The following is a 26,223-nucleotide window of genomic DNA, read 5'->3' as shown; positions in this document are numbered from 1 at the left end:
GCAGGTGCCCGCTCTGCTCATCCGTGGGGCCCCCTGCTCATTCTGTCCGCCCGGGGATAGAGTCAGGTCCGTCACCCTCATCCGGCCGTCGTCGTATCAGAAAGGTGCGCTCCGATGACCGAGAATCATCATCATCTGCCGTCCGAACTCGAAGTACCGAGCGAGGCCCCCGACCGCAACCTGGCCCTGGAACTGGTCCGTGTGACCGAGGCGGCCGCGATGGCGGCGGGTCGCTGGGTCGGCCGCGGCGAGAAGAACGGCGCCGACGGCGCCGCGGTGCGCGCCATGCGGACCCTCGTCCACACCGTCTCGATGAACGGCGTCGTCGTCATCGGTGAGGGCGAGAAGGACGAGGCGCCCATGCTCTTCAACGGGGAGCGGGTCGGCGACGGGACCGGGCCGGAGTGCGACATCGCCGTCGACCCGATCGACGGCACCACGCTCACCGCCAAGGGCATGCCCAACGCGATCTCGGTGCTGGCCGCGGCCGACCGGGGCTCGATGTTCGACCCGTCGGCCGTCTTCTACATGGACAAGCTCGTCACCGGCCCCGAGGCCGCCGACTTCGTCGACATCAACGCCCCCGTCGAGGTCAACATCCGCCGGGTCGCCAAGGCCAAGCGGTCCACCCCGGAGGACGTCACCGTCGTCATCCTCGACCGGCCCCGCCACGAAGGGATCATCAAGGAGATCCGGGACGCCGGCGCGCGCATCAAGCTGATCTCCGACGGCGACGTCGCCGGCTCCATCTACGCGCTGCGCGAGGGCACCGGCGTCGACATGCTGCTCGGCATCGGCGGCACCCCCGAGGGCATCATCTCGGCCTGTGCCGTGAAGTGCCTCGGCGGCACCATCCAGGGCAAGCTGTGGCCCAAGGACGACGAGGAGCGGCAGCGGGCCATCGACGCCGGGCACGACCTGGACCGCGTCCTGATGACGGACGACCTGGTCGCCGGGGACAACGTCTTCTTCGTCGCGACCGGCATCACCGACGGAGAGCTCCTGCGCGGGGTGCGCTACCGGTCGGAGACGGCGACGACCGACTCGATCGTGATGCGGTCGAAGTCGGGGACGGTGCGCCGGATCGAGTCCGAGCACCGGCTCAGCAAGCTGCGGGCCTACAGCGCCATCGACTTCGACAGGGCGAAGTGACGGCACAGCGGTCCCGCTGAGCGGCGAGGGGCGCCCCCGGTGCGGAGGGGGCGCCCTTTCGCGTCGTGTCTCAGCCGGCCTGGGCTATGCGGTTCGCGGCGCCCACCGTCTTCTTCAGCTCCATCTCGCGGCGGCGGCGCCGGGCGAGGACCACACGGCGCTCGGCCGCGGTGAGTCCGCCCCACACGCCGTACGGCTCGGGCTGGAGCAGCGCGTGCTCGCGGCACTCGACCATGACCGGACAGCGGGCGCAGACGCGCTTGGCCGCCTCCTCGCGGGACAGGCGGGCCGCGGTGGGCTCCTTGGAGGGGGCGAAGAACAGGCCCGCCTCGTCGCGCCGGCACACCGCTTCGGTGTGCCACGGGGCGTCCTGATCCCTGTCTCGCGCTGGCACCCGCTGGGCCGGAACGGCAGCTACCTGCAGGGACGAATGCGGCGGTTGCAGCACGGTCTACTCCTGACGACGGCTTCGGGAGCGAGCGACGATGCGACAAGGTCTACCCGCTGTACGCGCGCCTATGCGAGGAGTTCCGAACCGCTGGAGCCCGGGCCGCCCCGGACGCCCCGGCGTGCCGGACGGGCCGCGGGAACCGGCCCGTCCGCTTCACGGCCGTCCATGCTCCAGGTGCCGGCGCACACTCCGGTCGACCTTGCGGTGCACACGGTCCAGGATGTCCGCGACCAGCTTCCCGCGCCGCGGCCGGCCCTCGATGCTGCCGAGCACGGCCCAGCCGTCGACGTGGACGACCGGCGCGTCCGGGTCCTCCGCGTCGAGGTGGTCCACCTCGAAGGAGCCGAGGACCCCGCCGCCGGTGCCGCGCAGCGACACGTTCTCCGGGACGCGGACCTCGACGCTGCCGAAGACCGAGAACGCCCGGATCACGATGTGCTGGTACGGGAAGAGGGCCTCGCTGAGGTCGATCTCCACGCTGCCGAACACGGCGTACGCGTGGATACGGCGGCCGGCGCGCCAGCGCCCCTTGCGCACGGCGCTGCTGAACACGGCGACCATGTGGTCGTCGGCCTCGGCCGGGACCGGGGCCGGTACCGGGCGCGCGGCGGCCGGGTCGGCGCGGCGCGGATGCCCGGCCGGAAGGTCCCGGACGAACACCTCGAGCTCGCCGACGGTCCTGGCCGCGAGGACGCCCTCGACCCGCTCGGCGTGCTCGTCGGCGGTCAGGCGCCCCTCGGCCAGGGCGTCGCGCAGGATGTCGGCGATGCGGTCACGGTCGGCGTCGGAGGCGCGGAGCTCGGCGGCGGGAGCGGGCGCGGTGCGCTTCTGAAGGTCCACGGCAGCAGCGTACCGAAACACGATAGATCGCGATACCCCTCGGTCGGGTCGTCCGGCGGTCACCGAACTGAGCCTTACCTCACAGGCTCGCCGTCAGAGGCAGGTTCTAGGCTGGTGGACGCTGCCAACGGAGGCCAGCCGCCGTCTGTCGAGTGAGGAATGGGCGAGATGCCGAGTAGTACCCCCCCACCCAGCCCCGGGTTCGCGTACACCGATCTGCTCCCCATGGGAGAGGACACCACCCCGTACCGGCTGGTGACCTCCGAAGGTGTCTCCACCTTCGAGGCCGACGGGCGGACCTTCCTCAAGGTGGAGCCCGAGGCGCTGCGCAAGCTCGCCGAGGAGGCCATCCACGACATCCAGCACTACCTGCGCCCCGCCCACCTCGCCCAGCTCCGCCGCATCGTCGACGACCCCGAGGCGTCGGGCAACGACAAGTTCGTCGCCCTGGACCTGCTGAAGAACGCGAACATCGCGGCCGCGGGCGTGCTCCCGATGTGCCAGGACACCGGCACCGCGATCGTCATGGGCAAGCGCGGCCAGAACGTGCTGACCGAGGGCGGCGACGAGGCGGCCCTCTCGCACGGCATCTACGACGCGTACAAGAACCTCAACCTGCGCTACTCGCAGATGGCTCCGCTCACCATGTGGGAGGAGAAGAACACCGGCTCCAACCTCCCGGCGCAGATCGAGCTGTACGCGACCGACGGCGGCGCCTACAAGTTCCTCTTCATGGCCAAGGGCGGCGGCTCGGCCAACAAGTCGTTCCTCTACCAGGAGACCAAGGCCGTCCTGAACGAGGCCTCCATGATGAAGTTCCTGGAGGAGAAGATCCGCTCCCTCGGTACGGCCGCCTGCCCGCCGTACCACCTGGCCATCGTCGTCGGCGGCACCTCCGCCGAGTACGCGCTGAAGACCGCCAAGTACGCCTCCGCGCACTACCTGGACGAGATCCCCGCCGAGGGCTCCGAGCTGGGTCACGGCTTCCGCGACAAGGAGCTGGAGGAGAAGGTCTTCGAGCTGACGCAGAAGATCGGCATCGGCGCGCAGTTCGGCGGCAAGTACTTCTGCCACGACGTGCGCGTGGTGCGCCTCCCCCGGCACGGCGCCTCCTGCCCGGTCGCCATCGCCGTGTCCTGCTCCGCCGACCGCCAGGCCGTCGCGAAGATCACCGCCGAGGGCGTCTTCCTCGAGCAGCTGGAGACCGACCCGGCGCGCTTCCTGCCGGACACCACCGACGACCACCTGGACGAGTCCGGGGACGTCGTCAGGATCGACCTGAACCAGCCGATGGACACCATCCTGGCCGAGCTGACGAAGTACCCGGTCAAGACCCGCCTGTCCCTCTCCGGCCCGCTGGTCGTGGCCCGCGACATCGCGCACGCCAAGATCAAGGAGCGGCTGGACGCGGGCGAGGAGATGCCGCAGTACCTCAAGGACCACCCGGTGTACTACGCCGGTCCCGCGAAGACCCCCGAGGGCTACGCGTCCGGCTCCTTCGGCCCGACGACGGCCGGCCGCATGGACTCCTACGTCGAGCAGTTCCAGGCCGCGGGCGGCTCCAAGGTGATGCTCGCCAAGGGCAACCGCAGCAAGCAGGTCACCGACGCGTGCGCCTCCCACGGCGGCTTCTACCTCGGCTCCATCGGCGGCCCCGCCGCCCGTCTCGCCCAGGACTGCATCAAGAAGGTCGAGGTCGTCGAGTACGAGGAGCTCGGCATGGAGGCGGTCTGGAAGATCGAGGTCGAGGACTTCCCGGCGTTCGTCGTCGTCGACGACAAGGGCAACGACTTCTTCCAGGATCCCGCGCCCGCGCCCACCTTCACCTCCATTCCGGTACGCGGCCCCGGACTCGCCTGAGCCGTCCGTGACGAATCGCCTCCACGGGGAACAGTGGTCGGGGTGCCGGCGCTGTGACACGTGGAGGTGATCGTCGATGACCGACGAGCAGGACAGGACCGAGTACCGCACCGAGCACGACTCGATGGGCGAGGTGCGGGTGCCCGCGCACGCCAAGTGGCGGGCCCAGACCCAGCGGGCCGTGGAGAACTTCCCCGTCTCCGGGCAGCGCATCGAGCGCGCCCACATCGAGGCGCTCGCCCGGATCAAGGGCGCCGCCGCGAAGGTGAACGCCCGGCTCGGGGTGCTCGACAAGGACGTCGCCGAGGCGATCCAGGAGGCGGCCGCGGAGGTCGCCGAGGGCCGTTGGGACGAGCACTTCCCCGTCGACGTGTTCCAGACCGGGTCAGGCACCTCGTCCAACATGAACACCAACGAGGTCATCGCCACCCTGGCGACCGAGCGGCTCGGCCGGGACGTGCACCCGAACGACCACGTCAACGCCTCCCAGTCGTCCAACGACGTCTTCCCCTCCTCCATCCACATCGCGGCCACCGCCGCCGTCACCCGGGACCTGATCCCGGCGCTGGAGCACCTCGCCGCGGCCCTGGAGCGCAAGGCCGGGGAGTTCAGCGACGTCGTGAAGTCGGGGCGGACCCATCTGATGGACGCCACGCCGGTGACGCTCGGTCAGGAGTTCGGCGGGTACGCGGCCCAGGTGCGGTACGGCGTCGAGCGGCTGCGGGCCTCGCTGCCCCGGCTCGCCGAGCTGCCGCTGGGCGGCACGGCCGTCGGTACCGGCATCAACACCCCGCCCGGTTTCTCCGCCGCCGTCATCGAGGAGGTGGCCCGGGCGACCTCGCTGCCGCTGACCGAGGCGCGCGACCACTTCGAGGCGCAGGGCGCCCGGGACGGCGTCGTGGAGACCAGCGGGCAGCTGCGGACCATCGCGGTCGGGCTGACGAAGATCGCCAACGATCTGCGCTGGATGGCGTCCGGGCCGCGCACCGGGCTCGCCGAGATCTCCCTGCCCGATCTGCAGCCGGGGTCGTCGATCATGCCGGGCAAGGTGAACCCGGTCATCCCGGAGGCCGTGCTCATGGTCGCCGCGCAGGTCGTCGGCAACGACGCGACGGTGGCGACGGCGGGCGCGGCCGGCAACTTCGAGCTGAACGTGATGCTGCCGGTCATCGCGAAGAACGTCCTGGAGTCGGTGCGGCTCCTCGCGAACGTCTCCCGGCTGCTGGCCGACCGCACGGTCGACGGGATCGTCGCGCACCGCGAGCGGGCCCGGGAGTACGCGGAGTCGTCGCCGTCGGTCGTCACGCCGCTCAACAAGTACATCGGGTACGAGGAGGCGGCCAAGGTGGCCAAGAAGGCCCTCGCCACGCGCCGCACCATCCGCCAGGTCGTCCTGGACGGCGGGTACGTGGAGCGCGGCGACCTGACCCTGGAACAGCTGGACGAGGCCCTGGACGTGTTGCGGATGACACGGCCGTAACGCCGGTCACGAAGGCGTGAACCGTGACCCGTCTCGCAGCGTCGTATGCCTGGGGCACCTAATATCTGTGCATGGCAGACGGCGGGTCGGTGACGACGGAAGTGGAAGCGGGCGGGTCGACGGGCTCCTGGGCCCCCGGATCGCACATCCTGTGGCGGTACCGGGAGAACGCGGGCCGGCGCTTCCACATCGCGCGTCCCGTCACCGTCGTACGCGACGACGAGCGGTTGCTGGCGGTGTGGCTCGCGCCGGGCACGGAGTGCGTCAAGCCGGTGCTGGCCGACGGGACGGCCGTGCATCTGGAGCCGCTGCGGACCCGGTACACCAAGCCGCGCGCCGTCCAGCACGGCCGCTGGCTCGGGACCGGGGTGCTGAAGCTGGCCCGGCCCGGTGAGCCGTGGTCGGTGTGGCTGTTCTGGGAGCCGGGCTGGCGGTTCAAGAACTGGTACGTGAACCTGGAGGAGCCGCTGACCCGTTGGGCCGGCGGGGTGGACTCCGAGGACCATTTCCTCGACATCTCGGTCCACCCGGACCGCAGTTGGCACTGGCGGGACGAGGACGAGTTCGCGCAGGCCCGGCGGGACGGACTGGTGGGCGAGCGGCTGGCCGGGCGGGTGCGCCGGGCCGGGGAGGCGGCGGTGGAGGTGATCCGCGCGTGGGGGCCGCCGTTCTGCGACGGCTGGCAGAACTGGCGCCCCGATCCGTCCTGGGCTGTACCTTCTTTGCCTGAGGACTGGGACCGTACGCCCGCGCGGCTGTCTACATGAGACTCTTGATGCGCCCCCCTGCAAGAAACGTAGGATCGTCCTCCGCAAGGGCGCGCGGAGACAACTGACGGACGAAGCGCCGGGCTTGACCGATCGTCACCGAGGGGCGGCAGGATGTGAGCGAGGGTTACCAGGGCGACGCCGGCACGGACCGGCGCCGGCACCGCACCGGTGGCACAGGAACTGCCTGTGGTCACGTGGGATTTCCGTTCCTGGGACATGTATTCCGGGTATCGGAGTCTCGGCGGGACGAACTGCACGCGTGGCGCGCGGCCCCGGACGGATGGATTCGAAAGGCGTGACGGAGCAGCCGACCTCCTACGAGCGCCCCGAGGCGGGCGTCGACCCCGCGGAGCCCCGCGGGGCGCTCACGCGTGCCTCGGGGCCCCGCGCCGCGTCGGCGCGCCCCTCCGGTGGCGGTGCCGCGTTACCCGCGCAGGCGCGCACCGGAGAGACCCCTTCCACGCCGGGCACCACCGCACCGTCCGGCCCGAGCAAGGAGCCCCCAGTCATCGTCGGCAACGGTCCCGAGCATGCGCAGCCCTCCGTCGCCGAGCCCGACGCGCACCGGCCACGGCCCGCACCGGAAGCGATTCCTCCGCAGCCGGGCGCCGAGCAGCCCCCGGCGTCCGCCGAGCGGCGCACGGGCCAACCGGTGCAGCCGGGCCGTCCCACGCCGATGCGGCGGGACGGGGACCGGCTGCGTTTCGTGGGCGCCGCCACGCGGCGGATCGCCCGCGGCCTGGACCTGGACGAGATCGTGATGGGGCTGTGCCGGGCGACCGTGCCGACGTTCTCCGACGCGATCCTCGTGTATCTGCGGGACCCGCTGCCGGTCGGTGACGAGCGGCCGACGGGGCCGGTGGTGCTGCGGCTGCGCCGCACGGACCGCATCCCGGAGGAGCGGGACACCGAGGGCTTCCTGCCGCCGGCGCCGCCGGTGGAGCCGGCCGAGCTGGCCGGGCTGTCGTCGGTGACGGCGGAGCTGTGCGAGGTGCGCCCGGGGGGCGCGCTCGCCGAGGTGCTGCGCGGGGTGCGCCCGGTGTTCGCGGACGCGCCCGCCGCGCGGGCCGCGCTGCCGGAACTCCTCGGCGAGGAGAGCGAGTCGATCATCCCCGACGGGCAGCGCGCGATCCTGGCCCCGCTGCGGGGCCGGCGCCGGGTGATCGGCGCGGCGGTGTTCCTGCGCCGGCCGGAGCGGCTCGCGTTCGAACCGGACGACCTGCTGGTCGCGGCCCAGCTGGCCACGCACAGCGCGCTGGGCATCGACAAGGCGGTGCTGTACGGCCGTGAGGCGTACATCGCGGACGAGTTGCAGCGCACGATGCTGCCGGAGACGCTGCCGCGGCCGACGGGGGTGCGGCTCGCCTCGCGCTATCTCCCGGCCGCGGAGACCGCGCGGGTGGGCGGTGACTGGTACGACGCCATCCCGCTGCCGGGCAGCCGGGTGGCGCTGGTCGTGGGTGACGTCATGGGGCACTCCATGACGTCGGCCGCGATCATGGGCCAGCTGCGGACGACGGCGCAGACCCTCGCGGGTCTCGATCTGCCGCCGCAGGAGGTGCTGCACCATCTGGACGAGCAGGCGCAGCGGCTGGGCACCGACCGTATGGCGACCTGCCTGTACGCGGTGTACGACCCGGTGTCGCACCGCATCACGATCGCCAACGCGGGCCATCCGCCGCCGGTCCTGCTGCATCTGGGCGGACACGCGGAAGTGCTGCGGGTGCCGGCGGGCGCGCCGATCGGCGTCGGCGGTGTCGACTTCGAGGCGGTGGAGCTGGACGCGCCCGCGGGGGCGACGCTGCTGCTGTACACCGACGGTCTGGTGGAGTCGCGGCTGCGCGACGTGTGGACCGGGATAGAGCAGCTGCGGGAGAAGCTCGCCGCGACGGCGCAGCTCACCGGCGCGGACCATCCGCCGCCGCTGGAGGCGCTGTGCGACGACGTGCTGGACATGCTCGGTCCCGGTGACCGTGACGACGACATCGCGCTGCTCGCCGCCCGGTTCGACGGGATCGCGCCGAGCGATGTGGCGTACTGGCATCTGGACCCGGAGGACGCGGCGCCGGGACAGGCCCGCCGGCTGGTCCGGGGGGCGCTGGCGGGCTGGGGGCTGGAGGAGCTGAGCGACTCCGTGGAGCTGCTGGTCAGCGAGATCGTGACCAACGCGGTCCGTTACGCCTCCCGTCCGGTGACGCTGCGGCTGCTGCGCACGGATGTGCTGCGCTGCGAGGTCGGCGACGACGTGCCGCAACTGCCGAGGCTGCGGCAGGCGCGGGCCACGGACGAGGACGGGCGCGGGCTGTACCTGGTGAACCGGCTGGCGCGACGCTGGGGCGCGACCCGGCTGAGCACCGGCAAGGTGGTCTGGTTCGAGCTGAACCGCGGCTGAGCGCCGCGTCCCCGCAAGGACGCGGCACCGCCGGGATCTACTCCGCGGCGTCGGGCTTGACGGGGTCCAGGGTGACGTCGCCCGTGGGCCGGCCCGTGGGGTCGGTCGTGGGCTTCTGGGTGGTCGGCTCGTCCGTCGGCTCCTGGGTGGTGGGCTCGTCGGTCGGCTCCTGGGTGGTGGGCTCGTCCGACGGTTCCTCCGTGGTGGGCTCGTCGGAGGGCTCCTCGGTGGTCGGCGTCTGCGACGGGGTCGGCGTCCAGGTCGGCCGGACGCCGGCGCCCTGGTCGGTATCGAGGCTGAACCGGGCGTCAGGCTGCGTCACGCCGAACATGTACGAGGCCCAGATCCGCGCGGGGAAGCCGCCGCCGTTGACACGCGGGAGGCCGCCGGCGCCGTACATCTTGGTCTGGCTGTGGGTCTTGGCGTCCTCGCCGAACAGGCCGACCGAGGTGACCAGGTCGGGCGTGTAGCCGGTGAACCAGGCGGACTTGTTGTCGTCGGAGGTGCCGGTCTTGCCGGCGACCTTCTGCCCGCTGCGCTTGGGGTTGTTCGCCACGGCGTCGCGGGCCGTGCCGTCGTCGACCACCCCGGTCAGGACGGAGGTGACGGTGTCCGCGGCGCGGCGGGAGAGGACGCGTTCGCCGATGGGGTCGGCGATGTCGACCTGGCGGGTGTTGTGCTCGGCCTTCTTGAGGATGCCGGGGGTGACCTTCTTGCCGTGGTTGTCGAGGGTGGCGTACACGCCGGCCATCTGGAGCGGGCTGGCGCCCATGGTGCCCAGGGTCTGGGCGGGCACGGCCTGGGCGTCGGCGGTGTCCATGCCGAGCGCGTCGGCCACGTCCATGACGTCCTTCATGCCGACGTCGACACCCAGCTGCGCGAAGACGGAGTTGACGGACTTGTTCATCGCCGTCTGCACGGTGATGTCGCCGTAGTCCCGGTCGTCCTCGTTCTGCGGGGCGAACCCGACCTTGGTCCCGCCGTCCACGACGGGGCGCTTGCTGGTGCCGTCGTAGACGGTGTCGGCGGTGATGGGGTCGCCGTCCTGGGTCTGGGCCGCCTTCTCCAGGGCGGCCGCCAGGATCACCGGCTTGAACGTGGAGGCGGGCTGGTAGTCGGTGCGGGTGGCGTTGCTCGTGTAGTGCTTGAAGTAGTCCACGCCGCCGTAGAGGGCGACGATCTTCCCCGTCTTCGGGTCGACGGAGACGGCGCCTGCCTGGACGTTGGCGTCGACCTTGCGCTTCTTCGGGTCGAGCTTGCGGGTGAGTTCGGCCTTGACGGCCCTCTCCAGGGCGGCCTGCCGCTTCTTGTCGACGTTGAGGGTGATGGTCCAGCCCTGGTCGACGACGGCTGCCTCGGCCTGGGAGCGGGTGAGGCCCTGCTGCCGCATCAGCTGGTCCTCCAGCTGGCGGTTGGCGAGCTCGATCAGGTAGCCCTTCTGGCCCTCGCGCCCGGCGGCGGGCTTGGGCTCCCTGGGCTCCGGCAGCTTGGTCATGCTCTGGCGCTCGGAGCGGTCCAGCCAGCCTTCCTCGACCATGTTGTCCAGCACGTAGTTCCAGCGGTCGGTGACGAGCCTCTTGCCGGTCCCGGACGCGGTCGCCCAGTCGTACTGGCTCGGCGCCTGGAGCAGGGCGGCGAGATAGGCGCCCTGCTGGACGGTCAGCTTGTCGGCGTCGACGCGGTAGTACGCCTGGGCGGCGGCCTGGATGCCGTACGCGCCGCGGCCGTAGTAGCTGGTGTTGATGTACCCGGCGAGGATGTCGTCCTTGGACATCTGGCGGTCGACCTTCAGGGAGATGACCATCTCCCTGAGCTTGCGGCTGACCGTCTGCTCCTGGCTGAGGTAGTAGTTCTTGACGTACTGCTGGGTGATGGTCGAGCCGCCCTGCGCTCCCCTGCCCATCACGGTGTTGAGCAGACCGCGGGCGGTGCCCTTCAGGTCGATGCCGTGGTCGCTGTAGAAGCTCTTGTTCTCGGCGGCGACGAAGGTGTACTGGACCCTCTTCGGGACCTTGGACAGGTCCACGATCTCGCGGTTGACGTCGCCGGCGCGGGCGAGGACGCTGCCGTCGCTGTACTTGTAGACGTTGCTCTGGCGCTGCGCGGCCTGGGCGGCGGCGTTGTCGCCGGGGACGTCGACGTACAGGTAGAGGGCGAAGAAGGCGCCGATGACCAGCAGGCAGGTGCCCAGGAAGGTGCCGAGGACCTTCTTCCAGGTGAACAGCCGGCGTATGCGGCCCTTGCCACCCGTGTTCCTGCCGCCCGCGCCCTTGGCGGCGCGGCGGGCGGCGGCGCGGCCCCCGCCGGCGTCGGACGGGGCGCCGACGACGGTCACCGAGGGGTCGTCCCCGGCGTGCGGGGGCACTCCGGGGGAGCGCCGGGGCGCCGCGCGACGGCCACCACGCTGCCGCGCTCGTCTCTCTTCCGCTCGTCCCATGGCTCCGTTCCGCTCCGTTCCGCTCCGCGTCGCTTGGGCGCGCGTGCTCCTGACACCCGGGTTCGCCGCTTCCGGTCAGCTCCGAAAGCTAACACCGGAAGTTGTGACAAAGGGCGGCTGATCCGGGCTTTTGCGGACGTGACAATCAGCACCCACCCAACGGAACCGACGGCTCAGGGGGCTTCAAGGTTGCCCGCGGAGGGTAATCTGCTATCAGTTAGCTAGTCGTATGACATCATTTACACGAACGGGGGCACCACCATGCCGAACGACAGGAACGACACGGCGACGGCCGCCACGGCCGACGTGCCGGAGATGCCCGCGCCGCGGGTGCGCGAGGTCGCCGCCCACAGCATCGGCGGCGGGCTCGCCCTGCTGCTGGGCCTGGTCGGGCTGCTGGTGGGCGCGGGGCTGATCGCCGGCGCCACGGCGGTCACCGGGGACGGGGGCAGGGCGGCCCTGATCGTCGCCGGCGTCCTGGTCGCGGTCGCCGCACTGCTCGCGATGTCCGGGCTGAACATGGTCGCGCCGGGCGAGGCCCGGGTGGTCCAGCTCTTCGGCCGCTACCGGGGGACGATCCGGCAGGACGGCCTGCGCTGGGTGAACCCGTTCACCTCGCGCACGAAGATCTCGACGCGGGTGCGCAACCACGAGACGGCCGTCCTGAAGGTCAACGACGCCTACGGCAACCCGATCGAGCTGGCCGCGGTCGTGGTGTGGCGGGTCGAGGACACCGCGCAGGCCACGTTCGAGGTGGACGACTTCCTGGAGTTCGTCTCGACGCAGACCGAGGCGGCCGTGCGGCACATCGCCATCGAGTACCCGTACGACGCCCACGACGAGACCGGCCTCTCGCTGCGCGGCAACGCCGAGGAGATCACCGAGAAGCTGGCCGCGGAGCTGCACGCGCGCGTGGAGGCCGCCGGTGTGCAGATCATCGAGTCGCGCTTCACGCATCTCGCGTACGCTCCCGAGATCGCCTCCGCGATGCTGCAGCGCCAGCAGGCCGGCGCGGTCGTCGCGGCCCGCCGGCAGATCGTCGACGGCGCGGTGGGCATGGTCGAGGCGGCACTCGCGCGGATCTCCGAGCGGGACATCGTGGAGCTGGACGAGGAGCGCAAGGCGGCGATGGTGTCGAACCTGATGGTGGTGCTGTGCGGCGACCGGGCTCCGCAGCCGGTCCTCAACACCGGGACGCTCTACCAGTGACGGCTTCCGCCGGGGGCTCCGCCCCGCAGGGTCGGCCGCAGCGCAAGCAGGTGCTGCTGCGGCTCGACCCGGCCGTGTACGAGGCGCTCGCCCGCTGGGCGGGCGACGAACTGCGTTCCGCCAACGCGCAGATCGAGTTCCTGCTGCGGCGCGCGCTGGCCGAGGCGGGCCGGCTGCCCGGTGAGACCCGGCCGATCCCGCGCCGGGGCCGGCCCCCCGCTCGGCCGCCCGAGGCGCCGTAGCAGAACCGTGACAATGGGCCCTCACCTGGGCTTTCACACCCCCCGCCAACAACTGCACACCGTGCGTATACATGCCGGGTATACACCCCGTGTAGTGTCCTCGGCATGTCCATCGGTCACACCCTTCTAGGGCTCCTGGAGTCAGGCCCCCGTCACGGCTACGACCTGAAGCGGGCCTTCGACGAGAAGTTCGGTCACGACCGGCCGCTGCACTACGGCCAGGTCTATTCGACGATGTCCCGTCTGCTGAAGAACGGCCTCGTCGAGGTCGACGGCATCGAGCCCGGAGGCGGGCCCGAGCGCAAGCGGTACGCGATCACCGACGCCGGGGTCACCGACGTCCAGCGGTGGCTCGCGACCCCGGAGAAGCCGGAGCCGTACCTCCAGTCGACCCTCTACACCAAGATCGTCCTCGCCCTGCTGACCCGGCGCGACGCGGCCGACATCCTCGACACCCAGCGCGCCGAGCACCTGCGGATGATGCGCATCCTCACCGACCGCAAGCGCAACGGCGACCTGGCCGACCAGCTGATCTGCGACCACGCGCTCTTCCACCTGGAGGCCGACCTGCGCTGGCTGGAGCTGACCGCCGCCCGTCTCGACAAGCTGGCGGAGGTGGTGGTCAAGTGACTCCGCCCCCCGGCTCCCTGCTCGCGGCCTCCGAGCTGCGCAAGGCCTACGGCCCGACCCTCGCCCTCGACGGCGCGGACTTCTCCATCCACCCCGGCGAGGTCGTCGCCGTCATGGGCCCCTCCGGCTCCGGCAAGTCCACGCTGCTGCACTGCCTGGCCGGCATCGTCCCGCCCGACTCGGGGTCCATCGTCTACAACGGGCGCGAGCTGGCCACCATGAACGACGCCCAGCGCAGCGCCCTGCGGCGCTCGGAGTTCGGGTTCGTGTTCCAGTTCGGCCAGCTCGTCCCCGAGCTGACCTGCGTCGAGAACGTCGCCCTGCCGCTGCGGCTCAACGGCGCTCCCCGCAAGGAGGCCGAGCGGACCGCGCTCACCTGGATGGAGCGCCTGGAGGTCGACGACCTGCGCAAGAAGCGGCCCGGCGAGGTCTCCGGCGGTCAGGGGCAGCGCGTCGCCGTCGCCCGCGCGCTGGTCACCAGCCCGCGGGTGCTCTTCGCCGACGAGCCGACCGGAGCGCTCGACTCCCTCAACGGCGAGCGTGTGATGGAGCTGCTGACGGACGCCGCGCGGTCCACCAACGCCGCCGTCGTGCTGGTCACGCACGAGGCGCGGGTCGCCGCCTACTCCGACCGCGAGATCGTCGTGCGCGACGGCAAGTCCCGGGACATGGAGCGCGTCGTATGAACCTGCGTCAGTGGGCCAGGGATCTCGGCATGGGGGTCCGGTTCGCCTTCGTCGGCGGCCGCGAGGGCTGGGTCCGTGCCCTGCTGACGGCCGTCGGCGTCGGCCTCGGTGTGGCGCTGCTGCTGCTCACCACCGCGGTCCCCAGCATGCAGTCGGTCCGGCACGAGCGGGAGACCGCCCGCGCCGACGTCGACTACAGCCGACAGGACACGAAGGCGAACGACCACAGTCTGCTGATCGCGGACGTGGACACGAACTGGCGGGACAAGGACATCCGCGGCCGCGCCCTGGAGCGCGAGGACGCGAAGGCCCCCCTGCCGCCGGGCGTGGACAGCTTCCCCGCGGTGGGTGAGATGGTGGTCTCCCCTGCCCTCGAACGGCTCCTGAAATCGGACGACGCCGCGCAGCTGCGTGAGCGGCTGCCCGAGAAGATCGTCGGCACCATCGGGGAGAGCGGGCTGATCGGCTCGCAGGAACTCGCCTTCTTCCGGGGCGCCGACGGTCTCGTGAAGGCGATCGACGGTGCCCGGGTCGCCCGGATCGACCGGTTCGGGGACACCAGCCCCGCCAAGGTGGAGACCGACCCCGTCCTGCTGCTGCTGGTCATCGTCGTCTTCGTGGTGCTGCTGATGCCGGTGGCCGTGTTCATCGCCGCGGCCGTCCGCTTCGGCGGCGAGCGGCGCGACCGGCGGCTGGCCGCGCTGCGTCTGGTCGGCTCCGACGGGCGCATGGTCCGCCGGGTCGCGGCCGGCGAGGCACTCGCGGGCGCCGTGCTGGGCCTGGTCTTCGGCACCGTGTTCTTCCTCGTCGGCCGCCAGGTCGCGGGCTCCGTCGAGGTGTTCGGCATCAGCGTCTTCCCGAGCTATCTGGACCCCTCCCCCGCGCTGGCCCTGCTCGTCGGCATCGCGGTGCCCGCGGCGGCCGTGGTCGTCACCCTGTTCGCGATGCGCGGCGTGGTGATCGAGCCGCTCGGTGTGGTGCGCACGGCGAAGCCCTCGCGGCGCCGGCTGTGGTGGCGGCTGCTGATGCCGCTCGGCGGTCTGGCGATGCTGTGGCCGATGATCGGCCAGGGCCGCAGGAACGGCACCTTCAACGCGTACCTGGTGATCGGCGGTGTGCTGCTGCTGCTCATCGGCGTCACCACCCTGCTGCCCTGGGTCGTCGAGGCGGTCGTCTCCCGGCTCGGCTCGGGCGGGGTGGCCTGGCAGCTCGCCGTCCGCAGGCTCCAGCTGAGCAGCGGCACGGCGGCCCGCATGGTCAACGGCGTCGCGGTGGCGGTGGCCGGTGCCATCGCGCTGCAGATGCTGTTCGCCGGCGTCGAGAGCGACTACACGAAGGCCAGCGACAAAGACGTCACCCGGGCGCAGATGCAGGTGTCGCTGTCCCGGCAGGGCGAACTCGGTCCGGCCGTGGAGCGGTTCCGTGACACCCGGGGCGTCAAGGGGGTCTTCGCCTACGCCCAGGGCTACATGGGCGACAAGCGCAGCGAACCGGACATCGGTGTCGAGCTCAGCGTCGGCGACTGCGCCTCGCTGCGCCAGGTGGCCGTCCTGCCCTCCTGCCGGGACGGTGACGCCTTCTACGTCGCCGACTCCGAGTGGGACCAGACCACCCCGAAGCTGGCGAGGCAGCCGGGCCGGACGATGTACCTCGACCCGTCGTACGAGGGCAGTCCGCGGCACCAGGAGATCGCCTGGAAGATCCCGGAGGGGATGCGGCCGGCCCACTCGCGCGAGGACCTGACGGGCGGCGAGCGCGGCGGCTTCCTCCTCACGCCCAAGGCGCTGGACCCGTCGGCCGCGCCGGCACTGCGCGGCCAGGTGTACCTCCAGCTCGACGACACCGTGGCGAACGTGCACGACCTCGTGCGGAACGCGGCGGTGGCCGCCGACCCGCTGTCGTACCCGATGAACTGGTACGCCACCGAGACGTCCAAGCGCTACGCCACCATCCGCACCGGTCTGTTCGTCGGCGCCGTCTGTGTCCTGACGCTGATCGGGGCCAGCCTGCTGGTCTCCCAGCTGGAGCAGCTGCGGGACCGCAGGAAGCTGCTGTCGTCGCTGGTCGCCTTCGGCACCCGGCGGCGGACGCTGAGCCTGTCGGTGCTGTGGCAGACGGCCATCCCGATCGCCCTCGGGCTGCTGCTGTCCGCGGTGGTGGGCGTGACGCTGGGCGCGGTCCTGCTGAAGATGACGGACACGCCGGTCACGGTGGACTGGGCGAGCATGCTGTCGATGACGGGCGTCGGCGCGGCCGTGATCATCGTGGTGACCCTGCTCAGCCTGCCGCCGCTGATGCGGTTGATGCGCCCGGACGGCCTGCGCACGGAATGACGCCCCACCCGTCCCGGCCCGCGGCCGCACCGCCTCGCGCGGTGCGGCCGTACGCGCGCGGTGACCCGTACGGTCGCCAACCCGTGCCAGGATCGGTGGGGTACGCCGTCCCCTCAGGAGTGAGAGCCATGTCCCTGGACTCCCTGAAGTCCCGTCTGCCGGGCTACGCCGACGACCTGAGGCGCAACCTCGACGCCGTCCTCGGCCGTTCCGGCCTCACCACGCAGCAGCTGTGGGGCACGGTGCTGGCCACCGCGATCGCCTCCCGCTCCCCCGTCGTACTGCGCGAGCTGGCGCCGGAGGCGAAGGCGAAGCTGTCGCCCGAGGCGTATACGGCGGCGAAGTCCGCGGCCGCCGTGATGGCGGTGAACAACGTCTTCCACCGCACCCGGCACCTGCTGTCCGACCCCGGGTACGGCACCCTGCGCACGGGCCTGCGGATGAACGTCCTCGGTGACCCGGGGGTGGCCAAGGTCGACTTCGAGCTGTGGTCGCTCGCCGTGTCCGCGATCAACGCCTGCGGTCTGTGCCTCGACGCGCACGAGCGGGTGCTGCGCAAGGCGGGCGTGGACCGGGAGACGGTCCAGGACGCCTTCAGGATCGCGTCGGTGGTCCAGGCCGTCGGCGTCACGCTGGACGCCGAGGACGTGCTGGCCGGCATCGAGTAGACGCCGGCCGTCCGCTCACCCCTGAGGCGCCGGCTCCCCTTCGGCTGCCGGACCCCCGGCGGGATCGTCCACGGCCTCGACGGGCTCGCCCGCGGGCCCGGGGACGGCCGGTGCCGGCGGGGCGTGACCGCCCGCCAGGTCCATCTCCTCCGAGTACCGCCGCAGATAGCCCACGATCGTGTTCGTCACCGCCACCAGCGGTACGGCCACCACGGCGCCGCCGATCCCGGCCACCATGCCGCCGGCCGCCACCGCCAGCACGACCGCCAGCGGATGCACGCGGACCGCGCGGCCGAGGATGAACGGCTGGAGGATGTGGCCCTCGATCTGCTGGACCGCGAGCACCACGACGAGGGTCATCACGGCGGTGAACACGCCCTGGGTGACCAGGGCCACGACCACCGCGAGCGCGCCCGACGCCACCGCGCCGACCAGCGGGATGAAGGAGAACAGGAAGATGAACACGGCGAGCGGGACGGCCATCGGCACGTCCAGGAAGTAGATGCCGATGCCGATGAACACGGCGTCGATGAGGGCGACCACGACCGTGCCGCGCACATACGCCGTGAGCGTCGCCCAGGCCCGCGGTCCGGCGCCCGCGACACCGGGCCGGGCGGCGGCCGGGACCAGCTTGAGGGTCCACTGCCAGATCCGCTTGCCGTCGTAGAGCAGGAACAGCGTCGAGAAGACCGACAGCAGGATGCCGGTGAGGGCCTCGACGATGACCGTCACGCCTTCGAGGCCGGCCGAGGTGATCTCGTCGGTGTTGGCGCCGACGGCGTCCCGCAGGTTCTCCGCGATCTCGTTGATCTGCTTGTCGGTGACGTGGAACGGGCTGTTCAGCAGCCAGTTGCGCAGTTCGTCGATGCCGTCCTGGATCTGGTCGGACAGGTCGTCGATGTTCTCCATGACCTGCCAGGTCACGAACCAGCCCATCAGCCCGATGACGACGAACCCGAGGATCGCGGTGAGGGCGGTGGCCAGTCCGCGCGGGACCCCGCGCCGGGTCAGCCAGGCCACCGAGGGCTGCATCAGCGCCGTCAGGAGCAGGGCGATGACGAAGGCCAGCACGACGAGCTGGACGGCGCTGATGACACGCATCAGCACCCAGACGGTCCCGGCGAGGACCAGCAGCCGCCAGCCCGCCTCCGCGGCGACCCGCATGCCCCACGGCACGGCGTGGGCGGGGTCGGGCCGCGGGGGGAGGGCCCCGGGCGGCTGCTCGGAGCGCCGCGGTGCCGTGCCCGGGGACGCCGGGGCGTCACCGACCGCGGGCCGGGCGGACGGCCGTCCGGACGGGAGGTCGTCGCTCTCCCGCTCCGCCGCGGCACGGCGTTCGTTCAACCGCTCGCTCATTTCGGTCAGTCCGGCACCGAGCCGGCCGAGCCACCCTGGCACTTGTGACATGATCCGTCCTCTTCCCCCGTCCGTGTGCACCACTCCTCCCCGGAGCCGTCGGTTCGACGCTACAGGGGCGGCGCGCGGCAACGCGAAAGCCCCTCACCTGAAGACGGTGAGGGGCGTTGCGGGGTTGAGCGGGGCAGCGCCTAGTACCAGTGGTTGGCCTGCCAGAAGCTCCACGCGCCACAGGGGCTGTCGTAGCGCGAGTTCATGTAGTTCAGGCCCCACTTGATCTGGGTGGCCGGGTTCGTCTGCCAGTCCGCGCCGACGGACGACATCTTCGAACCGGGCAGCGCCTGGAAGAGACCGTAGGCACCCGAGGACGGGTTCACGGCCTGGTAGTTCCAGCTGGACTCGTGGTCCACGATGTTGCTGAAGCACTGGAACTGGTCGGCCGGCACCATCTGACGCGCCATCGCCTGGATCTGCGCGACCGTGTAGGAGCCCTGGACCGGGAAGTCGGCGGACGACCGGGACGCCTTGGCCTCGGCGGCCTCGCGCTCCTTGGCTTCCTTAGCCGCCTTCTCTGCCTTCTCGGCGGCTACCTTCTTCTCGATCGCGCTCTGGGCGGCAGCCTTGCGGGCCGCCTCCTCGGCGTCCTTCTTGGCGCTCGCGTCCGCGGCGATGGCCTGGACATCCGCCTGCGCCGACAGGGACTCCGTCTGCACCTGGGCCTGCTGGCCCGCGGGTATGTCCGCGAGGAGCGTCGTCTCGGCTGCCGTCGCCTCGGCGTCGTTGGTCTGCGCGGTGCTGCCCGAGGCAACGCCGACGACGCTTCCGACAGCGGTGACCGCGGTGGCCGAGGCCACTGCGAATCCCCTGACCGAAATCGGACTCACACGGTTTCCTTCCAGCATCGCCCGCTTCGGTGACCCTGGCGGACGCAATCGTGCCCCTGACGCTGGCCTCCCAACTGCGGGGTCACGGGAGGCGCGGACCCGCCGGGCAACTCCCTTGCGGGGAGCAGCGCGTGTTGGCTCGGGCGGCATACGACGTCGCTATGCAGTTGGTGTGGTGCTGCTGTGGCGCCGTACCGCTGGGGGCACGGCTGTGTCGTATGCGGGGCCTGACAGGAGTGAGACTCTGCCGCACCCGGACGCCGCAAGGCAATTCTGTCTTGCGTGTGAAAGCTCACACGCCGTTTGCCCCTGGGCTTTTCCGGAAAGCGGCACACGCCAAGGCGCCGCCCGGCTAGGCTCTTCGCCTTTCCGGACGGCGCCAACTGACGCGTAACCGCTATGAAGTTGGGCAGCCCTCCACAGGTCCGCGCAGACCCGTCAGATCTGTCCGTCCTCGAGCATTTCGGTCACAAGGGCGGCGATCTGGGACCTCTCGGACCGGTTCAGCGTGACGTGGGCGAACAGAGGGTGTCCCTTCAGCTTCTCCACGACGGCGACCACCCCGTCGTACCGGCCGACACGCAGGTTGTCCCGCTGCGCCACGTCATGGGTGAGAACGACCCGCGAGTCGGCGCCGATCCGGGACAGGACGGTCAGCAGAACGTTCCGCTCCAGGGACTGCGCCTCGTCCACGATGACGAACGCGTCGTGCAGCGAGCGTCCGCGGATATGGGTGAGGGGAAGCACCTCCAGCATCCCTCGTGCGGTGACCTCCTCGATGACCTCGCGGCTGGTGACCGCGGACAGCGTGTCGAAGACCGCCTGTGCCCAGGGGCTCATCTTCTCGGCCTCGGTGCCGGGCAGATAGCCGAGCTCCTGCCCGCCCACCGCGTACAGCGGCCGGAAGACCATCACCTTCTGGTGCTGCCGGCGCTCCAGCACAGCCTCCAGCCCCGCGCACAGCGCCAGCGCCGACTTCCCGGTGCCGGCCCGGCCGCCCATGGAGACGATGCCGACGTCCGGGTCGAGGAGCAGGTCCAGCGCGATCCGCTGCTCGGCGCTGCGCCCCTTGATCCCGAACGCCTCGCGATCGCCGCGCACCAGACGGACGTTGCCGTCGGGGGTGACCCTGCCGAGCGCCTTGCCGCGCTCGGAGTGGATGGTCAGGCCCGTGTGCACGGGGAGGGCGGCTGCTTCGGGCACATGGACGCGCCCCTCCTCGAAGAGGATGTCCACCTGCTCACCCGGGAGGGTCAGTTCGGACATACCGGTCCAGCCCGAGGAGTCCGTGATGGCCAGTTCGGCGCGGTACTCCTCGGCGAGGAGTCCGACGGACGAGGCCTTGATCCTCAGCGGCAGGTCCTTGGACACGACGGTGACGTCGAACCCCTCGGCCTGCAGATTGCGGGCGACCGCGAGGATACGGGAGTCGTTGTCCCCCAGGCGGTAGCCGCTGGGCAGCACACTGGGGTCCGAGTGGTTGAGCTCGACACGGACGGTCCCGCCGAGGTCCCCCGTGGGGAGGGGGGCGTCGAGACGGCCGTACCGGACCCGGAGGTCGTCGAGCAGGCGCAGGGCCTGCCGGGCGAAGTAGCCGAGTTCGGGATGGTGCCGCTTGGCCTCCAGTTCCGTCACCACGACGATGGGAAGCACGACCTCGTGCTCGTCGAAGCGGCTCAGGGCGTTCGGGTCGGCCAGCAGGACGCTGGTGTCGAGAACATAGGTGCGCCGGTCGGGCTTGCGGCGCTTTGTGCTGGTCACCACGGAAGGACGTACCCCCTCGGATGAGGTCGGGGAGCGACGGAGTGGAGCTGGACCGGTCGTCGGCCTCGGTGCACGCACCGCACGGGCCGGGGACCGGCCCTCCACTGCTTCTTCCGTGCCGCCACCGCACGGTCGAGCTGGTGCAAAGGGCCTCCCGGGCGGACGGCTCCGGCGCCGTCCACTGAGATCCGACACCCGTGGTTCGGGCGTCGACCTGCTTGGACTATGCCCTCGAACACCCGCCGCCATGCCCACGGGTATGACGGCGCGCCGGTGAACTCCTCATGACGTCCGCTCCCGCCCGCTCGCACGGGAGTGCGGTGTCAGCCGCCGTAACGGCGGTGCCGTGCGGCGTAGTCACGCAGGGCACGCAGAAAGTCGACCTTGCGGAAGGCCGGCCAGAAGACCTCACAGAAGTAGTACTCCGAATGGGCCGTCTGCCACAGCATGAAACCGGACAGCCTCTGTTCACCGCTGGTGCGGATCACGAGGTCGGGGTCGGGCTGGTCGCCGGTGTAGAGGTGGCGGCCGATGAGGTCGACGCTGACGGACTCGGCGAGCTCCTCCATGGAGGTGCCCTTGTCGTGCGCCTCGGCGATCATCGAGCGCACGGCGTCGGCGATCTCCTGGCGACCGCCGTATCCGATGGCCACGTTGACCAGTATCCCGTCGACGTGGGCGGTGGCCTCCTCGGCCTCCTTCAGCGTGGTCTGCATCGGGCCGGGCAGCAGGTCCGGCGTGCCGACGTGATGCACGCGCCAGCGTCCGTCGGCGGCGAGGGTGCGGACGACGTCCTCGATGATGCCGAGCAGGGGGACGAGCTCTTCCCGGGGGCGGTCGAAGTTGTCCGTCGACAGCAGCCAGAGGGTGACGACCTCGACGTCCGTCTCGGTGCACCAGCCGAGGAACTCCTCGATCTTCTCCGCGCCGACCCGGTGCCCGTGCACGGTGGAGGAGCCCGCCGCCTTGGCCCAGCGCCGGTTGCCGTCCATGATCACGCCGATGTGCTTGGGCACCTGAGCGTGGTCCAGGTGGCCTTCCACCCGGCGTGCGTACAGCCTGACCAGCAGGCCGCGCAGCCTGTCGCGCAGGTTCACGTGATTGTCAGCCCCTCCGTACGGATGCGGTCCCCGCGCATGGAGCGTACCGGGGTTCGGGGCGGGCGCGTCCTGGGGGTGCGGTCCCGGAACAGAAAACGGGCCGGTCCGTGGGGGGGAGACGGACCGGCCCGAGGGGGGGTTTCCACCATAACCCTTCGTAAGTGATGCTGGGTGCATCGGCGCGAGACAACTACGCTCCGGAGTCGTCCGGCGACGGCCGGATGAGAGGGAAAACGATCCCTCAGGATGGCGCTCCAGCGAGAAGCAGGCCGGTGACCAGGGGAAACGCGGACCCCATGGCCGGTAGTGGTGGGTTTGGCCGATTGTGCGCACCGCTCGGCCGTCCGGGGGTCATCCCTCCCAAGGGTGAACCCGGCCGCGAACGTCCGCTTGACGCGCCGGGATCGGGCCATCGGCGGGTCACAGCAGGGCAGGGCACCGCGCAGCCCCCTCCACCGCGCGGTGCCACCGCGCAGCTTTGCTTACGCGAATTGCCTTGGTCTGAACTTACGCGAGGGCTGAACGGAAAGCGAGCCGGCCCTCATAACAATGTGGGAAAGGTGAGGGTTCCTTGGATGTGGAGGGCGGAAGCGGCCCTCGACCCCTCAATGTGCGATTTGCACCGTTTGACGGCAAGACGGCGGCTCAGGACCCCGGCCTGCGGGCCACGACCAGATGGCGGGTGCTGTGCGCCACGAAGGGGCCCTCGGCCTCGATCCGCTCGTGCAGGGCGCGCAGCCGGGGGCGGTACGCCTCGACGGTGAAGCCCGGCACCATCCACACCACCTTGCGCAGGAAGTGGACGACGGCGGCGATGTCGTGGAACTCCACCCGCAGGGTCTCGGCGCGCAGTTCGGCGACCTCCAGACCCGCGGCCTCCGCCTCGGCGCGTTCCCGGTCCGGGTGCCGGGCGTCGCGCACCTCGTCGGGCAGGGGTCCCAGGAAGTACTCGACCAGTTCGAAGACGCTGCGCGGGCCGACGTGCTGGGCGAAGTAGGTGCCGCCGGGCCGCAGCACCCGGGAGATCTCCGCCCACGGCGCCCGGACCGGGTGCCGGCTCGACACCAGGTCGAACGCCGCGTCGGCGAACGGCAGCGGCGCGTCCTCCGGTACGGCGACGACCGCGACCCCGCGCGGGGCGAGCAGCGCGGTGGCCTGGGCGACGTTGGGCGGCCAGCCCTCCGTGGCGACGGTGAGCACCGGGGTCTCGGGCGCCCGTCCGAGGGCGAAGGCGAGGACCTCCCCTCCCCCGGTCTGCAGATCCAGCGCGGCGGTGACGGCGGCCAGACGGCCGGCCAGCGACACGGCGTACCCCCAGCTGGGCCGCTCCTCGGTGGCCCGCCCCTCGAACCAGGAGAAGTCCCAGCCCTCGGTGGGCACCGCGGCGCCCTCCGCGACGAGTTCCTCGAACGACCTGCTGCGCTGCTCCATGCGGTCATGGTCGCAGGACGGTGTCAGTGGCCGCTGATAATTTCCGCCGCATGACGAACCCGACGCACCCGACGTACACAGCGGACGAGAAGGCGGTGCTCCGCGAGAGCCTGGACCGGCACCGGGACGCGGTCCTGTGGAAGCTGGAGGGCCTGGACGACGAGGCGCTGCGCCGCCCGATGACACCGACGGGGACGTCCCTGCTGGGGCTGGTCAAGCACCTCGGCTCCGTCGAGTACGGCTGGTTCGTCGAGAGCTTCGGCGGTGAGGCCGAACCGCTGTGGTTCGACCCCTACAACGACGAGGACATGCGGGCCGACCAGGGCGAGACGACCCAGCAGATCATCGACTTCTACGGCCGGGCGCGAGCCGCCGCCGACCGCGTGATCGCGGGCCGGCCGCTGGACGCGCTGGGCAGACCGGACTGGCGGGACACCGAGGTGTCCCTGCGCTGGGTGCTCGTCCACATGATCGAGGAGACGGCACGGCACGCGGGTCACATGGACATCGTGCGCGAGCTGATCGACGGGGCGACGGGCAGCCGCCGGCCCGCGTGACGGGCGGGGCCGGGAGAGAGCGGGGACGGCCGCCGGGTCACGGGACCAGCGGCCGGACCTCCTCGGCCACGAACCGCACGAACCCCTCCGGGTCCGGTTCGTCGCCCGTCGGCTGCAGGACCACGGTGTCCGCCCCGGCCTCCGCGAACCGCCGCACGGCCGCGGCGACGGCGGCCGCGTCTCCCGCGACCCCGAGGCCGGGCACGGACGCGACCCCCTCCGCGGCCAGTTCGGCCCGGACACGCTCGGGGCCGTCCGGGCCGGTGGCGGCGAGCAGGTAGACGACGATCCGGTGCGGCTCGGCCTCGGAGCGTCCCGCCGAGCGCCGCCCCTCGTCGATGAGCCCGCGGGCCCGGCGCACACCCTCGGGCGGGGTCCAGGCGGTCAGCAGCGTCCCGTCGGCGGCCTCGCCGGACAGCCGGAGCGAGCGCGGCCCGGTCACCCCGGCGACGACCGGCACCGGCCCGTTCGGCGGCCAGTCCAGGGCCACGCCGTCGAGCCGGACGTACCGTCCCGCGGTGGTGACGCGTTCCCCGCGCAACAGGGCGCGCAGCGCGTCGAGGTACTCCCGCAGCAGGGTCACCGGCGACTCGGCCCGGGCGCCGACCTGCCCCATCCAGTCCTGCACACCGTGTCCGAGGGCGAGGATGGGCCGCCCCGGGAACATCCGGTCCAGGGAGGCGGCCTCCATCGCGGTGAGCGCGACGTTGCGCAGCGGCACGGGCAGCAGGCCGATGCCGACCTTCACCCGCTCGGTCCACGCGAGGGCGGCCGCGGCGGTGGAGACACCTCCCTCGCGGAAGCAGTCCTCCCAGAGCCAGAGTTCCTCGAGGCCCGTCTCATCGGCGATCCGGGCGACGGATCGCAGTCGTTCGGGGGCGAGTTGGGGGCGGAACACCGCGCCGAGTCCGGTCATGGCATCTTTCCTACCCGGGGGCAGGACAACGCAGTATCCGCGAGAGGCGGGAGGGACCGCGATGGCTCGGCGGTGGCAGGACGGACGGGGCACGCTGACGGTCCACGGGGAGCACGGCGAGGTGACGGTGCCGCTGGAGATCGCCGCGTCCTACCGGGCCCGTACGAAGGGGCTGCTGGGGCGGGACTCCGTCGACGGGGCGATGCTGCTCACGCCGGCCGGCAGCGTGCACACCGTGCGCATGCGCATGCCGATCGACGTCGCCTACCTCGACCGGCGCCTGCGCGTCATCGCCGTCCGCACCATGCCCCCGGGCCGGCTGGGCCTGCCCCGCCCGCGGTCCCGGCACGTGCTGGAGGCGGAGGCCGGGGCGATGGCGGGGTGGGGTTTGCGGACGGGGGTCCGAGTCGCCGTCGAGGCGGGCTGAGGTCTCCCGTCGCCGGCCTCACGAGCGCGGGAAGGAGACCTCGACCCTGCGGTTCTTCTTGCGGCCGGCCTCGGTGGCGTTGGAGGAGATGGGGTACTGCTCGCCGTAGCCGCGGACCTCGTAGGTGATCGTGGAGTCGTCCAACTCCGACTCCAGGACCCCCTGCACGGCGTTGGCCCGCTTGCGGGAGAGGACGTCGCCGTGGGCCGAGGAGCCCAGGTTGTCGGTGAAACCGAAGACACGGATGCGGGTGGCGTTCTGCTTGCCGATCTCCTCGGCGATCGACGCGATACGGGCCTTGGCCTCGCCGGTGAGCTTCGCGCTGTCCTTGGGGAACAGCACCTCCGCCTGGAGCGCGAACTTCACGTCGGCGTTGGTGTCCTCGCGGCGCTCCTCACCGGCCTGGTCCTCGACGACCTGCTTGATGTCCAGCACCTTGGCGGCGGCGAGGGTGGCGCCCTCGGGCAGCTTGAGATCCGGGTCGTTGGCGTCGACCTCGACGGGCGCGGCGGCGGACGCCTCGGTGCCGGGCGGCACCACGGGGTCGTCATCGGCGTCGGCCGTGGTGGCGGTCAGGAGTTGGGCGGCGATCATGACGCCGACCGCGGTCAGGGTGAGGGGGTGGCGGGTCATGGGCG

At 71.5% G+C, this 26,223-nt stretch carries 23 protein-coding genes; 13 read left to right on the top strand and 10 right to left on the bottom strand.

The genetic code is table 11. From position 1 onward, the window contains the following. Positions 1 to 114 precede the first annotated feature (114 nt). Positions 115 to 1,152, top strand: coding sequence for a class II fructose-bisphosphatase (glpX, locus tag ACFRAC_RS09380; RefSeq protein WP_382922792.1), 1,038 nt, complete (start codon positions 115 to 117; stop codon positions 1,150 to 1,152). A gap of 70 nt (positions 1,153 to 1,222) precedes the next feature. Here the strand turns inward: glpX and ACFRAC_RS09375 are convergent, their stop codons facing one another. Together ACFRAC_RS09375 and ACFRAC_RS09370 are read right to left on the bottom strand one after the other, a co-directional pair. Continuing rightward, the gene (locus ACFRAC_RS09375; protein WP_079033618.1) at positions 1,223 to 1,600 is read right to left on the bottom strand and encodes a WhiB family transcriptional regulator; all 378 of its coding nucleotides are present in this window, start codon (positions 1,598 to 1,600) and stop codon (positions 1,223 to 1,225) included. A 156-nt stretch (positions 1,601 to 1,756) separates the two neighbouring features. Then, a complete protein-coding gene (locus ACFRAC_RS09370; protein ID WP_382922790.1) occupies positions 1,757 to 2,443 on the bottom strand; it encodes a DUF1707 domain-containing protein in 687 nt (228 codons plus the stop codon). A 168-nt stretch (positions 2,444 to 2,611) separates the two neighbouring features. Here ACFRAC_RS09370 and ACFRAC_RS09365 point away from each other — a divergent pair, with 168 nt between their 5' ends. The 4 genes from ACFRAC_RS09365 to ACFRAC_RS09350 all read left to right on the top strand — a co-directional run bounded on the left by ACFRAC_RS09365 (position 2,612) and on the right by ACFRAC_RS09350 (position 8,945). Beyond that, positions 2,612 to 4,303, top strand: a complete 1,692-nt coding sequence (locus ACFRAC_RS09365) for a fumarate hydratase (RefSeq protein WP_382922788.1) — start codon at positions 2,612 to 2,614, stop codon at positions 4,301 to 4,303. A 76-nt stretch (positions 4,304 to 4,379) separates the two neighbouring features. Next, a complete protein-coding gene (locus tag ACFRAC_RS09360; RefSeq protein WP_382922786.1) occupies positions 4,380 to 5,783 on the top strand; it encodes a class II fumarate hydratase in 1,404 nt (467 codons plus the stop codon). A gap of 71 nt (positions 5,784 to 5,854) precedes the next feature. Further along, positions 5,855 to 6,550 (top strand): DUF402 domain-containing protein, encoded by a 696-nt coding sequence (locus tag ACFRAC_RS09355; protein WP_382922784.1) that lies wholly within the window; start codon positions 5,855 to 5,857, stop codon positions 6,548 to 6,550. A 283-nt stretch (positions 6,551 to 6,833) separates the two neighbouring features. Next, positions 6,834 to 8,945 (top strand): SpoIIE family protein phosphatase, encoded by a 2,112-nt coding sequence (locus tag ACFRAC_RS09350; RefSeq protein WP_382922782.1) that lies wholly within the window; start codon positions 6,834 to 6,836, stop codon positions 8,943 to 8,945. Positions 8,946 to 8,982: 37 nt separating this feature from the next. Here ACFRAC_RS09350 and ACFRAC_RS09345 read toward each other — a convergent pair whose 3' ends face one another. Next, on the bottom strand, positions 8,983 to 11,382 hold the full coding sequence (locus tag ACFRAC_RS09345) for a transglycosylase domain-containing protein (protein WP_382922780.1): 2,400 nt from the start codon (positions 11,380 to 11,382) through the stop codon (positions 8,983 to 8,985). A gap of 261 nt (positions 11,383 to 11,643) precedes the next feature. On the opposite strand from ACFRAC_RS09345, the gene ACFRAC_RS09340 reads away from it, so the two are divergent. From ACFRAC_RS09340 to ACFRAC_RS09315, 6 genes are all read left to right on the top strand, one after another. Beyond that, positions 11,644 to 12,591 (top strand): SPFH domain-containing protein, encoded by a 948-nt coding sequence (locus ACFRAC_RS09340; protein ID WP_382922778.1) that lies wholly within the window; start codon positions 11,644 to 11,646, stop codon positions 12,589 to 12,591. Further along, positions 12,588 to 12,833 (top strand): hypothetical protein, encoded by a 246-nt coding sequence (locus ACFRAC_RS09335; RefSeq protein ID WP_361345077.1) that lies wholly within the window; start codon positions 12,588 to 12,590, stop codon positions 12,831 to 12,833. Before ACFRAC_RS09340 ends, ACFRAC_RS09335 begins: the two co-directional genes overlap by 4 nt. Before the next feature lie 105 nt (positions 12,834 to 12,938). Beyond that, complete coding sequence (locus tag ACFRAC_RS09330) at positions 12,939 to 13,463, top strand: PadR family transcriptional regulator (protein ID WP_382922776.1); 525 nt, start codon at positions 12,939 to 12,941, stop codon at positions 13,461 to 13,463. Beyond that, on the top strand, positions 13,460 to 14,149 hold the full coding sequence (locus tag ACFRAC_RS09325) for an ABC transporter ATP-binding protein (protein ID WP_382922774.1): 690 nt from the start codon (positions 13,460 to 13,462) through the stop codon (positions 14,147 to 14,149). The genes ACFRAC_RS09330 and ACFRAC_RS09325 overlap by 4 nt, the downstream gene beginning before the upstream one ends. Next, positions 14,146 to 16,482 (top strand): ABC transporter permease, encoded by a 2,337-nt coding sequence (locus tag ACFRAC_RS09320; RefSeq protein ID WP_382922772.1) that lies wholly within the window; start codon positions 14,146 to 14,148, stop codon positions 16,480 to 16,482. Before ACFRAC_RS09325 ends, ACFRAC_RS09320 begins: the two co-directional genes overlap by 4 nt. 128 nt (positions 16,483 to 16,610) lie before the next feature. Then, positions 16,611 to 17,150, top strand: coding sequence for a carboxymuconolactone decarboxylase family protein (locus ACFRAC_RS09315; RefSeq protein ID WP_382922770.1), 540 nt, complete (start codon positions 16,611 to 16,613; stop codon positions 17,148 to 17,150). A 15-nt stretch (positions 17,151 to 17,165) separates the two neighbouring features. Here ACFRAC_RS09315 and ACFRAC_RS09310 read toward each other — a convergent pair whose 3' ends face one another. From ACFRAC_RS09310 to ACFRAC_RS09290, 5 genes are all read right to left on the bottom strand, one after another. Next, positions 17,166 to 18,557, bottom strand: a complete 1,392-nt coding sequence (locus tag ACFRAC_RS09310) for an AI-2E family transporter (protein WP_382922768.1) — start codon at positions 18,555 to 18,557, stop codon at positions 17,166 to 17,168. A 140-nt stretch (positions 18,558 to 18,697) separates the two neighbouring features. Beyond that, the gene (locus ACFRAC_RS09305; protein WP_382922766.1) at positions 18,698 to 19,390 is read right to left on the bottom strand and encodes a transglycosylase SLT domain-containing protein; all 693 of its coding nucleotides are present in this window, start codon (positions 19,388 to 19,390) and stop codon (positions 18,698 to 18,700) included. A gap of 438 nt (positions 19,391 to 19,828) precedes the next feature. Further along, positions 19,829 to 21,154, bottom strand: coding sequence for a PhoH family protein (locus ACFRAC_RS09300; protein ID WP_382922764.1), 1,326 nt, complete (start codon positions 21,152 to 21,154; stop codon positions 19,829 to 19,831). A 323-nt stretch (positions 21,155 to 21,477) separates the two neighbouring features. Further along, positions 21,478 to 22,251: an isoprenyl transferase gene (locus ACFRAC_RS09295; protein WP_382922762.1), complete on the bottom strand. Its 774-nt coding sequence runs from the start codon at positions 22,249 to 22,251 to the stop codon at positions 21,478 to 21,480. Between the two features lie 648 nt (positions 22,252 to 22,899). After that, the gene (locus ACFRAC_RS09290; RefSeq protein ID WP_382922760.1) at positions 22,900 to 23,685 is read right to left on the bottom strand and encodes a class I SAM-dependent methyltransferase; all 786 of its coding nucleotides are present in this window, start codon (positions 23,683 to 23,685) and stop codon (positions 22,900 to 22,902) included. Between the two features lie 50 nt (positions 23,686 to 23,735). Here ACFRAC_RS09290 and ACFRAC_RS09285 point away from each other — a divergent pair, with 50 nt between their 5' ends. Next, positions 23,736 to 24,242 carry a DinB family protein gene (locus ACFRAC_RS09285; RefSeq protein ID WP_382922758.1) on the top strand — a complete coding sequence of 169 codons (507 nt, stop codon included), beginning with the start codon at positions 23,736 to 23,738 and terminating at the stop codon, positions 24,240 to 24,242. 37 nt (positions 24,243 to 24,279) lie between these two features. Here the strand turns inward: ACFRAC_RS09285 and ACFRAC_RS09280 are convergent, their stop codons facing one another. Next, the gene (locus tag ACFRAC_RS09280; protein WP_382922756.1) at positions 24,280 to 25,158 is read right to left on the bottom strand and encodes an LLM class flavin-dependent oxidoreductase; all 879 of its coding nucleotides are present in this window, start codon (positions 25,156 to 25,158) and stop codon (positions 24,280 to 24,282) included. 61 nt (positions 25,159 to 25,219) lie between these two features. On the opposite strand from ACFRAC_RS09280, the gene ACFRAC_RS09275 reads away from it, so the two are divergent. After that, positions 25,220 to 25,585 carry a DUF192 domain-containing protein gene (locus ACFRAC_RS09275; protein WP_361345095.1) on the top strand — a complete coding sequence of 122 codons (366 nt, stop codon included), beginning with the start codon at positions 25,220 to 25,222 and terminating at the stop codon, positions 25,583 to 25,585. Between the two features lie 18 nt (positions 25,586 to 25,603). Here the strand turns inward: ACFRAC_RS09275 and ACFRAC_RS09270 are convergent, their stop codons facing one another. Further along, positions 25,604 to 26,218 (bottom strand): OmpA family protein, encoded by a 615-nt coding sequence (locus ACFRAC_RS09270; RefSeq protein WP_382922754.1) that lies wholly within the window; start codon positions 26,216 to 26,218, stop codon positions 25,604 to 25,606. Positions 26,219 to 26,223 lie beyond the last annotated feature (5 nt).

It is taken from the genome of Streptomyces sp. NPDC056628 (genome assembly GCF_042792555.1).
Lineage (GTDB): Bacteria > Actinomycetota > Actinomycetes > Streptomycetales > Streptomycetaceae > Streptomyces.
The sequence above is the reverse complement of the archived record's forward strand: the minus strand, read 5'-3'. Positions and strand labels throughout refer to the sequence as shown.